At 60.4% G+C, this 12,780-nt stretch carries 10 protein-coding genes; 9 read left to right on the top strand and 1 reads right to left on the bottom strand.

Features of this window, described 5'->3' with window-relative positions:
- The gene (locus G518_RS0116995; protein ID WP_028603587.1) at positions 1-585 is read left to right on the top strand and encodes a 5-formyltetrahydrofolate cyclo-ligase; all 585 of its coding nucleotides are present in this window, start codon (positions 1-3) and stop codon (positions 583-585) included.
- A 232-nt stretch (positions 586-817) separates the two neighbouring features.
- Positions 818-1,375 carry a midcut-by-XrtH protein gene (locus tag G518_RS0116990; protein ID WP_028603586.1) on the top strand — a complete coding sequence of 186 codons (558 nt, stop codon included), beginning with the start codon at positions 818-820 and terminating at the stop codon, positions 1,373-1,375.
- 27 nt (positions 1,376-1,402) lie between these two features.
- On the opposite strand, the gene G518_RS0116985 is transcribed toward G518_RS0116990, so the two are convergent.
- Positions 1,403-2,386, bottom strand: coding sequence for a LysR substrate-binding domain-containing protein (locus tag G518_RS0116985; protein WP_028603585.1), 984 nt, complete (start codon positions 2,384-2,386; stop codon positions 1,403-1,405).
- Positions 2,387-2,510: 124 nt separating this feature from the next.
- Between G518_RS0116985 and G518_RS0116980 the strand changes: the two genes are divergently transcribed.
- The 7 genes from G518_RS0116980 to G518_RS0116950 all read left to right on the top strand — a co-directional run bounded on the left by G518_RS0116980 (position 2,511) and on the right by G518_RS0116950 (position 12,759).
- Positions 2,511-2,981, top strand: coding sequence for a DUF2917 domain-containing protein (locus tag G518_RS0116980; RefSeq protein ID WP_028603584.1), 471 nt, complete (start codon positions 2,511-2,513; stop codon positions 2,979-2,981).
- Between the two features lie 285 nt (positions 2,982-3,266).
- Positions 3,267-5,576 carry an NADP-dependent malic enzyme gene (locus tag G518_RS0116975; RefSeq protein WP_028603583.1) on the top strand — a complete coding sequence of 770 codons (2,310 nt, stop codon included), beginning with the start codon at positions 3,267-3,269 and terminating at the stop codon, positions 5,574-5,576.
- 135 nt (positions 5,577-5,711) lie between these two features.
- Positions 5,712-6,638 carry a helix-turn-helix transcriptional regulator gene (locus tag G518_RS0116970; RefSeq protein WP_028603582.1) on the top strand — a complete coding sequence of 309 codons (927 nt, stop codon included), beginning with the start codon at positions 5,712-5,714 and terminating at the stop codon, positions 6,636-6,638.
- Positions 6,639-6,768: 130 nt separating this feature from the next.
- On the top strand, positions 6,769-7,746 hold the full coding sequence (locus tag G518_RS0116965) for a tripartite tricarboxylate transporter substrate binding protein (protein WP_028603581.1): 978 nt from the start codon (positions 6,769-6,771) through the stop codon (positions 7,744-7,746).
- Between the two features lie 2 nt (positions 7,747-7,748).
- Complete coding sequence (locus G518_RS0116960) at positions 7,749-8,915, top strand: enolase C-terminal domain-like protein (RefSeq protein WP_028603580.1); 1,167 nt, start codon at positions 7,749-7,751, stop codon at positions 8,913-8,915.
- Positions 8,916-8,939: 24 nt separating this feature from the next.
- Positions 8,940-9,851 (top strand): fumarylacetoacetate hydrolase family protein, encoded by a 912-nt coding sequence (locus tag G518_RS0116955; protein ID WP_051236893.1) that lies wholly within the window; start codon positions 8,940-8,942, stop codon positions 9,849-9,851.
- Positions 9,852-10,056: 205 nt separating this feature from the next.
- Positions 10,057-12,759: a bifunctional acetate--CoA ligase family protein/GNAT family N-acetyltransferase gene (locus G518_RS0116950; protein WP_028603578.1), complete on the top strand. Its 2,703-nt coding sequence runs from the start codon at positions 10,057-10,059 to the stop codon at positions 12,757-12,759.
- The last annotated feature ends 21 nt before the right edge of the window (positions 12,760-12,780 follow it).

Genomic DNA, 12,780 nt, shown 5'->3' with positions numbered 1-12,780 from the left:
ATGGACAATTCCCACAGAAAAAAGGCACTGCGTGAGCGCCTGATCGAGCAACGCCTTCACCTGGAAGACCGGCTGGCACGCGCCGATATGCTGCAAAGCGTCATGCGGATCTGGCTCCTGGACCGCCCCGACACTGTGATTGGAGCCTATTGGCCCATCAAAGGCGAATTCGATCCCCTGCCCGCGCTCCACCGCTGGAAAGAGGATGGAGAATTACAGGGCGAAGCGCAGCGCCGCCGCATAGGCCTGCCGGTGATCGACAAAGTACACAAAACGCTTACCTTCCACGTTTGGTACCCCGGTTGCCCCATGGAAGAAGACGCCTACGGAATACCCAAGCCCAAGGATACCGAACTCATTACCCCGACCCTGCTCTTCGTGCCCTGCGTAGGCTATGCACCAGGTGGCTACAGGCTGGGCTACGGCGGCGGCTTCTATGACCGCACGCTCGCCGCGCTTGAACCGCGCCCCCACACCGTGGGGCTCGGTTTTACCAATGGTTTCATCGACGATTTCGAACCTGAAGCGCATGATCAACCGCTCGATGCCATCTTGAACGACAACGGCATTGTCTGGCCTCAGTAACTTCCTTCCATGTTGGCGTCCAAAACACGCTTTCTTGACAAAAAAGCAATACCAACGGTTTAATGCCATTAGTCGTGATCATTCGCTACTCGAATATCAGGCTTTAGCCAGAGGTTGGCCTGGCCCAAAAACTGGATTGGATATCGCATGCGAGATATTCGACCCGTCCGGCTGCAAGCGCATGTCCAGCGCACCACTTGCATTTTTTCTGAACCCTTAACCAGGTCTTAATATGAGCAATTTCAAGTGGTGTCGGGCCCATACCCTTGCGGTAGGTGCCAGCCTGGGGTCTAGCCTTTTTTCGGTAACTGCTCAGGCCCAAGTGCTTCCTCCTATGTGCATGGCAATGCTGAGCTACGCCGCCGTGCCGGCCACCCCGACTGCAGTTCCTTCTTCCTCCACCTGGGGATTGCTTGTCCTGGCTTCCTTGCTTGCGATTTTGGTTGCACGTCATCTCCGCTTGAATAAATTCCAGAAGATCGTTGCTGTTCTGGGTGTATCGCTTTTCTTGGCTGCGAATGGCAGCAACCAATTTTCGTCATTGGCGGAAGCAGCCACAGCAAGCCTGGCCAATGCTACAGGCGGAAGTATTCCGATTACCGAGCCCAATACGACGATCACGAACACCAGTGGTACGCCTTTGATCATTGGCAACCTGATTGTCAGTGTTGGCGCGATCGGCGCGGGTTCCACATGTCAGGCAGGGCAACAACTCGCGTCATTGGCTTCCTGTGAGGTCGTTCTGGTAAGTTGCACGGGGCAGACTCCTATAGAGGCGGGCCCCGAATAGAGTTGGTTGGAATGAGTGGGGCGTATCTCAATCCAGATCGTTCACCAGATCAGGATCCTCTCCTTCTCCACTCGTAAGGCGCGTGGCCACAGCCTGCGCTAATAGCCATTGGGAAAACGCCTGAACTTCGGGACGTGAACCGCTTCGGGGGGCCACCAACATCCAGTAGGCCATAGGTGAGTGCAGCCTGGCACCGGGCAACACCTCAATCAGATCGCCGCTGGCGAGGTTTTCTGCTACCAGCGGCGGACGCGCCAGCACCAAGCCCTGCCCTGACAGCGCCGCCTGCACCATCTGGTAGGCATAGTTGAAACTCAACCAACGCTTGGGCTGGGCATGGCCCAATCCGTTGGAATCAAGCCAGCGCCGCCAGGTCAGCCACTCGAGGTGCGGGGTGTAGGCATCGCCGGCCTCGATCAGCGTGAACGCCAGCACATCGCGCGGCTGCCTGATGGCAGGACTGCTTTTAAGCAACCACGGGCTGGCCATAGGCGTGACCGACTCACCGAACAATCTTCGCGCCGAAGGGGGCATATTGGCTGCTGGCGCATAGCGTATGGCGACGTCGATATCGGCCAGATCGAGGTCGAAGGCAGTGTCGGAAGCGTCTATGCGGATGTCGATATCCGGATTTTCTCGCTGAAACACCTCCAGGCGGGGGATCAGCCACATCGAAGCGAACGAGGCGAAAGTGGTGATGGACACCTGCTTACGCCCTGCGGTCTGGCGAATATGCCGTACAGCCCCATCGATTCGTGGCAGCGCCTGTGCCACGGCTTGAAGCAGTTGCATACCCGCAGCGGTGAGTTCCACCGCACGCGTATGGCGCAGAAAGAGCGCCACGCCCACTTCATCTTCCAATCCCTGGATCTGTCGGCTCACGGCAGATTGGGTGAGCGCCATCTCCTCGGCCGCCATACGAAAGTTCAAATGCCGCGCCACCGCTTCGAAGGCGCGCAGATGGCCCGCCTGGATAGGGCGGCTACGAAGATGGGTTTGAGAATGGAGCATGGCGCCAACCATTAATGTGATTTCGGAATCAATAGCGTTGCTTAAATTCATTGGACTGTCAATGAGAGCAAGCGCACGATAGCGTCTACCAACTCATTCTGAAACCGCCCCCTAGGAGCCTGCCATGACATCCAATACACCCTACCTGCCCACGCTAGGCCGTGCGAGCGGCGCATGGACATTGGAGCCAGGACACGCCATGACGCTGCGGCCGCGCCAGAATGGCGAAATTCTGATCATTCACGGCGCCGTCTGGGCTACCTTGGATGGCCCTCACGAGGGCCTGGAAAGCGGCCCTCTGGGCGATTTGCACCTTCAGCCCGGAGCGCGGCTAGCATTGCGCGCAGGCCGGCAGATCGTGTTGGAGCCCATCGTTGCCCAGGGCGCCTGCGCCGCGAGCACTCCCGCAGTGAACTTCGACTGGATTGCATCCCCGCCCTCCGCCGCCGCCGCATCCTGGGAAACCACCGTGGCGCAGCCGGCTGGCGAGCTAAGTCGAGCGCTGAATGAAGCCCGAGGCGCCTTCAAACGCCTGGTGTGGGGGGTGTTGACCTGGAGCGGCGAACGGCTCACGCCCGCCACAGCACCTCGCTAGAGCTCACTGAAAAACGGCCATCAAGGCCCGCAAGACCACCGGGTCAGCAACCCGGTGGAAGCTTGTAACGCAGATAACGTTTTTCAAGGCCTCAAACGCTGCAATGATGGCGGGTGAACCCGTTGTGCGGGCATTCAACTTTGCGCCGAGAAGGAGCCGGACCAGGAAAACCCTCCTACTGGCTTCTCGGGCAACGTCCGATTTTGGGTTAGGCTAGAGGTGCCTCCCGTTTTTTCCGGAACTGGCGGCTTCTCACGCGGACGGATAAAAAGAGGACGACACCATATGCCACAACAGCTTTCACCCACGGAAATGGCGCTGCGCGATGCTGCGCGCGAATATCACCGGTCTCCCACACGGGGCAAGATCGCCGTTTCTCCCACGAAACCCCTCTCCAACCAGCTCGATCTATCGCTCGCCTATTCACCGGGCGTAGCCTATCCTTGCCTGGACATTCAGGCCGACCCTTCCAAGGCAGCTGAATACACCTCGCGCGGAAACCTCGTAGCCGTGATCACCAACGGCACCGCCGTGCTGGGCTTGGGCGACATTGGCCCACTGGCCAGCAAGCCCGTGATGGAGGGCAAAGGCTGCTTGTTCAAGAAATTCGCGGGCATCGACGTGTTCGATATCGAACTGGACGAGCGCGATCCGGACAAGCTGGTCGACATGATCGCTGCTCTGGAGCCCACTTTGGGCGGCATCAACCTCGAGGACATCAAAGCACCTGAGTGCTTCTACATCGAGACCAAGCTGCGCGAACGCATGAACATTCCGGTGTTCCATGACGACCAACATGGCACGGCCATCATCTCCTCAGCGGCCCTGCTCAATGGGCTTGAGCTGGTGGGTAAAGAAATCGGCCAGGTCAAGCTGGCGGTATCCGGGGCCGGCGCGGCAGCCATTGCCTGCCTGGACGTGATGGTCGCGCTTGGGGTGAATCCCAAAAACGTGTTCGCTTGCGACTCCAAAGGCGTGATCTATGAAGGCCGCCCAGGTGGCTACGACGCCTCCAAAGCCAGATACGCCCAAAAAACCGATGCCCGCACGCTGGCTGATGCGGTCAAAGGTGCTGACGTATTCCTGGGTTGCTCAGCTCCTGGCGTGCTGACGGAGGACATGGTCAAGACCATGGCCGACAAACCTGTGATCCTGGCTCTGGCCAACCCTGAGCCCGAAATCCGCCCTGAATTGGCCAAGGCCGCACGGCCGGATTGCATCGTGGCCACGGGGCGATCAGACTACCCGAACCAGGTCAACAACGTCCTGTGCTTTCCCTATATCTTCCGCGGCGCGCTCGATTGCGGCGCCACCAAGATCACGGAAGAGATGAAGCTCGCCTGTGTGCGCGAAATCGCCGCGCTTGCCAAAGCCGAATCCAGCGCCGAGGTAGCTGCCGCTTACGCTGGCAAGGATCTCCAGTTCGGCCCGGACTACATCATTCCCACGCCGTTTGACCCGCGTTTGATCTTGCGCATCGCGCCCGCCGTGGCAGAAGCAGCGGTCGCTTCTGGCGTGGCCACACGGCCAATCGAAGACATGGATGCTTACCGCGCCAGCCTGGGCCGCTTTGTCTATCAAACCGGCATGGTGATGCAGCCGGTGTTTGCGGCCGCGAAAGCAGTGCCGAAGGCGCAAAAGCGCGTGGCCTATGCGGAAGGTGAAGATGAGCGCGTGCTGCGCGCAGCCCAGATCGCGGTGGACGATAACCTGGCTCTGCCCATCCTCATCGGCCGCCCTGCGGTTATCGAACAACGCATTCTGAAAGCCGGTCTGCGCATCCGCCTGGGGAAAGACGTTGAAAACGTCAACCCAGATGATGATCCACGCTTTCGGCAGTACTGGGAAACCTATCACGGCCTGATGGGGCGCAATGGGGTGACCACTGAAGTGGCCAAGGCGGCAGTACGCCGCTCCAGCACCATCATCGCCGCGCTGATGGTGCACCTGGGCGATGCCGATGCCATGCTGTGCGGAACACTGGGGCGATTCGATCAGCACCTGGAGCACATCGAATCCATCATCGGTGTGGAACCTGGTGCGCCCGGCCTGGCCACGTTGAACGCGCTGATGCTGGAAGACCGCACGCTGTTCATGACCGACACCTACGTCAATGAAGACCCCAGCGCCGAGCTGCTGGCCGCCATCGCAAAAATGGCAGCCAAAGAAGTGGAGAACTTCGGCCTGCCACCCAAGGTGGCATTCCTCTCGCACTCCAATTTCGGCACCTCCAAGCGTGGGTCGGCACTCAAGATGCGGCGTGCCCGCGATCTGTTCCGCGAACTCGCACCCGATATCGAGTGCGATGGTGAAATGCATGGCGACACGGCATTGTCTTCCGTCCTGCGCGACCGCGCGGTGGCAGATAGCACGCTCACTGGCGAAGCCAACCTGCTGGTGTGCCCCAATCTGGACGCAGCCAACATCTTGTTCAACGTGCTCAAGATCACGGTGGGCCATGGTGTGACGATTGGACCCATGCTGCTGGGCACAGCAGCGCCAGCCCATGTGTTGACGCCTTCAGCCACGGTGCGCAGGCTGGTCAACATGACGGCGCTTTCAGTGGCAGAGGCAGCGGCGCGGCGAAGCGCTTGAGCGTTGCACCGGTGGAGTCGAAACCTTCCCGGGAACAACGCTGAATGAGCCCCCTCCTCGCCCGAGCAAGATCCAGAAAGCCCGTGTGCAGCGGGACTGGTTTCTTGCTTGCGCGGGATGAACGGAAGGGCCGGGATGGCTAAATCAGCAACCGTTGCGACAAGAACGAATCGCAGCGACGATTTCTTGCCCACCGGCGCTTTCCTGATTCGCGACAGTGGCTCCACCGAGATGCCGCAGCCGCCGCTGCATAGGCATGACTACTTCCAGATCCATGTCAATCTGGCCGGCAGTACTCAGCAAACGCTCGGGGCAACCACCCTTCCCATTCGGCCGGGCACCGTCAGCTTCATTCTGCCCATGCGCATGCACCGCATCGACCATGTGGAGGGCGGTGATTTTTTCCTGATCAACTACCGGCTGGGCTTCCTGCGCCCAGAGAGCTCTCTGAACTTGCTGGAGCTTGAGGACCTTCCTTTAGGCGAGTTGCCTGAGCTTGCGCCCTTCATGTACCAGGAGCACATGGACTTCATGCTCGAAGGTGCGGAACTTCAGGAAGCGGCGTTGCTGTGTGCGCGCATGTTGAAAGAGCAACAGCAGGGAGGCTTCTACGCCACTGAATTCATCCGCGCAGATCTGACCCGCCTGATTGGCTTGGTTTGTCGCCGCTGGGATGCCGCGTTGCAGCGGCTAGCAACCCAAAACCTATTGACTGGCAGCCGGCGCGCCTCGCTGGCACGTGTTAGCCGGTACATCCGTGCTCATCTGGCTGAGCCAATCACTTTGAGCGATGCGGCGGCGGCAGCCTTCCTCTCGCCGAGTTACCTCGCGCACCTTCTCAAGCGCGAGACGGGAAATACGTTTGTAGAGATCGTTACCGCGCGGAGGATGGACCTTGCCTGCCGTATGCTGGCAACCACTGATCGGCCTATTTCCGAAATCGCCGTGCGTGTGGGCTTTGAGGACGAGGCGTACTTCTCCCGCCGCTTCCGCCAGTTGCGCGGACTGAGCCCGAGCATCTTCCGCCAGCAGCAACAAGCCACGCTTGCGCGCATCGCCTGAACTGGGCGCATGTTCACGATCTAAGCGCCGAACGGCGAAAAGTCCAAGTTCTGCCCAATCCGCTCCATTGGGCGTGCGGGATAGGCGTTCCTATACTGGAGTCGTTCCCGGTTCAGCAACAGGAGTTCAGATGCCCAATTGCACGCGCCGCTCGTACCTCGCCAGCGCCTTGCTCGCCGCCATGCTGCCTGCGTCTGGCTTCGCCGCCGACTTTCCCAATCGCCCTCTTCGACTGATCGTGCCCTATAACGCAGGCGGTAGCACCGACCTCCTGGGACGCATCTTTGCGCAGCGGCTCAGCACCGTATTGGGCCAACCAGTGATCGTGGAGAACAACGGCGGTGCGGCCAGCATGATCGGCAGCGGGCTCGTGGCGCGCGCCGCACCAGACGGCTACACCCTCGGCCTTCTCGACACCGCTTTCGCGATCAATCCCAGCCTGTACGCCAAAATTCCCTATAACAGTCTGCGCGACTTCGACTTCCTGTCCGTCATCGCCACCGCCAATGCGGTGCTGGTCGTGAATACGCAACGAGTGAAGGCGCGCACTGTCGCTGAATTGGTAGCGCAGGCCAAGGCCCAACCAGATCAACTCAGCTTCGCTTCCGCAGGCTCTGGCACTGTCATCCACCTGCACGGCGAAATACTCAAAAGTGCAGCGGGGATCAAACTTTTGCATGTGCCTTACAAGGGCGCTGGACCAGCCATTTCGGACCTGCTCGGAGGACAGGTCGACATGATGTTCAACTTGGCGGGCCTGGTCACCCAACAGGTGCAATCAGGCACCCTCGCTCCGATCGCGGTCACCGGCCAAGCTCGCTCACGGCTATTTCCCCAGACCCCAACGTTCGCCGAAGCCGGCTATTCGGGTGTGGATGCCGCATCACTATGGGTAGTCGCAACCCCGAAGGGCCTACCCGCGGATGTACATGCGCGGCTTGTGCAAGCCATAGGCAAGACTATGGAGGAGCCCGAGGTGCAGGCCAAGCTCGCTGAGAATTCCTTCGAACCCACAGTGATTCCGGCTCCGCGCGCGATCAACTTCGTGGAGCAGCAGATGAGCAAGTTTTCAGCCGCCGTCAAAGCCTCTGGCGCTACGCCCAACTGAACATGCGCATCACCCGCATCGTTGAGCGCTCTGTACCACTGCAGACCCACCTCTCCAACGCCCGCTCAGATTTCAGTCAGATGACCACCAGCGTGGTCGCCGTGGTGTCAGACGTTATCCGCGACGGCCAGCCTCTGGTGGGGTACGCCTTCAACTCCTTCGGTCGCTACGCATGCGGTGAGCAGATTCGCGAACGCATCGCCCCGCGTATTCTGGCCGCATCCCCGCATAGCCTGCTGGAGCCTGACCACAGCAACTTCGACCCCTTCGCGATCGCCCGTCAAGGGCAATATCGGGAGCGCCGTGGTGGTTACGCCGAACGCTCCATCCCCATGGGAACCGTCGACGTTGCCGTGTGGGATCTCGTCGCCAAAGTCGCTGAGCAACCGTTGCATCGGCTCTTGGCTGATCGTTTCAACGAAGGCAGGACCATGACGCAAGCCCCCACCTATGTTGGTGGCGGTTGGTATTTTCCAGGACAGACGGCGGCAGACCTGCGCGAAGAAATGCAGCGCCACCTGGATGCGGGTTACAACATGGTCAAGATGAAGATAGGAGGCATGTCGATGGGCGAAGACTGCCGTCGCATTGAGGCCATCTTGAGTGTCATGGGGGAGGGACGCAATCTGGCCGTGGACGCCAGTTGCAGCTTCGACCGAGCCCAGGCACTCTCCTATGCGCAAGCCATCGCGCCGTACCAGCTGCGCTGGTTCGAAGAACCGTGCGATTGCCTCGACTACCAAAGCTTCGCTGAACTCTCTGCTGCATACGATGGGCCGCTGGCTACCGGAGAGAACATGGCCTGCGCCTTGGAGTTGGACCATTTTTTATCTTATGGCGGATTCCGCGCTGATCGCGACATCATCCAGATCGACCCCCCTCTTGCCTTCGGCATTACTGAATATCTGAAGGTGCTGAAGGTCGCTGAGCGACATGGATTTGAGCGGCGATCCATGTATCCGCATGGAGGCAACCTGATGTGCCTTCAACTGGTCGGCGGCCTTGGGCTGGGGGCCTGCGAATCCTACCCGGACACCTTCGGGATATTCAGCGGCTTCGGCAACGAGGTCACGATCGAAGCTGGCCTCGCCAGGCTTCCGCAAACTCCAGGCATTGGCTTTGAGCAGCAGCCGTCCCTCTATTCCGTAATGCGCGAACTGGCCACCTAAGCGGCCCTATCCAAGGAGCAATGAATGAAAGTAGCACGCATGGCGACTGTCGCCGGCCCGCACGTGTGCGTGGTTGAGGGCGATCAAGTGTTGGACCTCTGTCTCGCCGCCTGCGAGGCCGGGATGGATTGGATTGCCCCCCTGTTTCGAGATCTGCGGCTGTTCCTGGCCGCTGACGAGGCTGCGCGCAGTGCAGCCTCCCAACTGGTGCGTGCCAGCCGGAACAGGTTCGTGCCGCTGGGTTCCGTGAAACTGTTGGCCCCCATAGAAAACGGCTCGCGCATCCTGGCCCACGTAGTCAACTATGACGACCATGGCGCGGAAGGCAAACTGATTCCGCCGGAGCAACCCTTCTTTTTTACGAAACTGCCCGGTACCACGGTGGCCCACGGAGACCCGATTGCGGACCACAGCTTTGGCGAAAAAGTGGACTATGAGGTCGAATTGGCGGTGGTGATTGGACGCGGAGGCAGGGACATTGCCGAAAGCGACGCTTATCAGCATGTGGCCGGCTACACCATCTGTAACGACATCAGCTATCGAGGCCTGCAGGCGAATGAGGCAGCACGCACACTGACCGGTCGCTACGGACAGAACTGGGTACAGGGCAAGAGCCTGGACCATTCATGCCCATTGGGGCCAGCGATCGCCTTGAGCGACGAATTGCCAGACCCCTATCCCTTGCGAATCATCTGCCGCGTCAATGGCGAAATCCGCCAAGACGCTTCCACGGCGCAAATGATCTACAAGGTGCCCAAGCTGCTTGCCAGCATTTCGCGCGCGATGACATTGAATCCGGGCGACATCATTTCCACAGGTACCCCCGCTGGTTGCGCCGTTGCGGACGGGCGCTACCTGCGTTCCGGCGATCTGGTGGAGTGCGAGATCGAGGGGATCGGCATCTTGTCCAACCCGGTCATCCTGCACAGCTCATGACGGCGAAGGTGGCCGCGCGCACGGCTCATAGCAAGTGGTGACTTCTCAATCGGTTGCCTAGCTCCCGCACTCTTAGGCCATAGTGGCAGCCGCCATCCGCCCTCTGCAGCACGGGGCGGGTCAGGCGCCTGCTTCAGATTGCCTGGGGAGGTCGGGATTTACACGCCTTCACAGCGACTTCATGCAGCGCCGTTATGCTTAGGCCATGAGCATTCGCAACCTTGACTCGCTGTTCGATCCACGCTCTGTCGCCGTTATCGGCGCTTCGGAGCGGCCTTTCTCAGTGGGCGGCACGCTTTGGCGCAACATGCGCTCAGGCGGTAAGGCGCAGCGCGTCTACCCGGTCAACCCCAAATACAAGAATCTCACAGGTGAACGCTGCTACTCCAGCGTAGGCGATCTACCCGAGACACCTGAACTCGCGGTGATCTGCACGCCGCCCTCCACCGTGGTCGATCTGATCCGGCAATTGGCCAAGCGAGGCACTCAGGCTGCGGTGATCATCAGCGCGGGACTCACTGCAGAACAGAAGCAGGCAATGTTAGACGCTGCCCGCCCCACCCTGATGCGTATCCTGGGACCCAACTGCGTCGGTTTACTGGCGCCTCACGCTGGGCTGAACGCCAGCTTTGCCCACATTCCGGCACGGCCCGGTGAGCTTGCATTCATCTCGCAATCGGGCGCGCTGGTGACGGCCATGCTGGATTGGGCGGATGCGCGGCGCATTGGGTTTTCGCACTTTGTTTCACTGGGCGAGCATGCAGACGTTGATTTTGGCGACATGCTCGACTACCTGGCCAGCGATGCGCGCACGCGCGCCATCCTGCTCTACATCGAATCGATTGACCAGGCGCGCAAGTTCATGTCGGCGGCGCGCTCTGCGGCGCGCAACAAGCCCGTGATCGTGGTGAAAGCCGGGCGGAGCGCGCAGGGACAAAAGGCTGCGACCTCCCATACAGGCGCGCTGGCTGGTGCCGATGCCGTTTACGACGCTGCCATCGCCCGGGCGGGGATGCTGCGCGTAGACAGCCTTGAAGAGCTGTTCCTCGCGGCCGAGGTCCTCACACGGTTCAAGGGGCCAATCGGGGACCGCATGACCATTCTGACCAACGGCGGTGGCGCCGGCGTGATGGCTGCCGATGCCGCTGCGGCCAGCAAGGTGTCACTCGCTGAGCTGGGGAGCCCCCTGATCAAGGATCTGGACGCGGTACTGCCCGCCAACTGGTCGCGAGGCAACCCGGTGGACATCATTGGTGATGCACCCGCCCAACGCTATGTAGACGCATTGGACGCGCTGGCCCGCCACCCCGGTGATACCGGCACTATTCTTTTCATCCACGCACCCACAGCCATCGTGCCAGCCTCCGATATCGCGCGCGCCATGGTGTCTTCCATCCAACCGACAGGCAAGCCGGCCTTGCCGGTAGTTAGCGCCTGGGTAGGTGGCCACGCCGTGGCCGAGGCGCGGGAGATTTTTCTCCAGGCGGGCATTGCCTGCTACGACATGCCTGAGCAAGCCGTGCAGGCCATAGGCATGCTGCAGCGCTACGGAGACAACCAGACGGAGTTGTCTGAAGCGCCCCCTAGTCACCCTTTCAGTGGATCTCTTCCGGAAGAAGGGCGGCCCGACACCGCCCAAGTGCGCTCCATCGTGAGGCAGGTGCTGGACAGTGGCCGCGAGCTTCTGACAGAGCCCGAGGCCAAAGCCGTATGTGAGGCCTATCGCATTCCCGTGGTAGCCACGCGCAGCGTACCGGCGAATCCGGATGCCGCAGCGAACGAGGCGGTGAACATCGGGTTTCCGGTGGTGATGAAAATTCTGTCGGAAGACATCACCCATAAGTCAGACGTTGGCGGCGTGGTCTTGAATCTGCAAGATGCCGAGGCCGTGCGCACCGCCGCGCGCGAGATGCTCACGCGTATCCGTAAAAGCCACCCGCAGGCCCAACTCGATGGATTCACCGTACAGCAGATGGTGAAAATGCCACAGGCTCAGGAACTGATCATTGGCGCCAGCGTGGACCCGACTTTCGGACCCGTGATTTTGTTCGGCCAGGGCGGCACGGCGGTCGAAGTCATGAAAGACAGCGCCATGGCCTTGCCGCCCCTGAATGCGCCGCTGGCACGCGCACTCATAGGCCGCACGCGCGTTTCGCACCTGCTCGCGGGCTATCGCGATGTGCCAGCCGCCGATATGAATTCCATCATCCGGGTGCTGCAGGCTGTTTCGCAGTTGCTGGCGGATGTCCCTGAGATTGCCGAACTGGACATCAATCCGCTGATCGTGAACCACGCAGGAGCGATGGCCCTCGACGCCCGTGTTCGCGTGAGCGCGAAAGAGCCCGCTGGTTCTGCCCACTTCGCCATCCAGCCCTATCCCGATGAATTGATTGAAACCATACCTTGGCAAGGCACGAGCTTGACGCTGAGACCCATTCGTCCGGAAGACGAAACTCAGCATCGTGCCTTCCTGGAAAGCCTGGATCCGGACGACATCCGCATGCGCGTGTTCTACAGCCGCCGCACCATGGAACGCAGCGAGCTCGCACGACTGGTGCAGATTGATTACGCACGCGAAATGGCCTTTGTCGCGACCATCCGGGAAGCTGATGGCGCTGAAAAAACACTGGGAGTAGCGCGGGCACAGGCTGATCCGGACAACATCGGTGCGGAGTTCGGCATCATCTTGCGCCCCGATCTCAAGGGAACCGGATTAGGCCGCATCCTCATGGATAAGCTGATCAGCTATCAACGCGCTGCGGGCACGCAGCGCCTTACAGCCACCGTGTTGACCGAAAACCAGCGCATGCGGCAACTCGCGCAGGCGCTTGGCTTCGTGGAGCAGCGCATCGCCGATTCCGCGAACACGTCCATACTGGCGCTGGATTTGCAGACTACACACGATTAAAGAAGCCGTCGCTCCGGCACT

It is taken from the genome of Ottowia thiooxydans DSM 14619, from assembly GCF_000422885.1.
GTDB classification, from domain to species: Bacteria; Pseudomonadota; Gammaproteobacteria; order Burkholderiales; family Burkholderiaceae_C; genus Ottowia; species Ottowia thiooxydans.
Note: the sequence above shows the minus strand (reverse complement) of the source record. Positions and strands in the feature narration are given on the sequence as shown.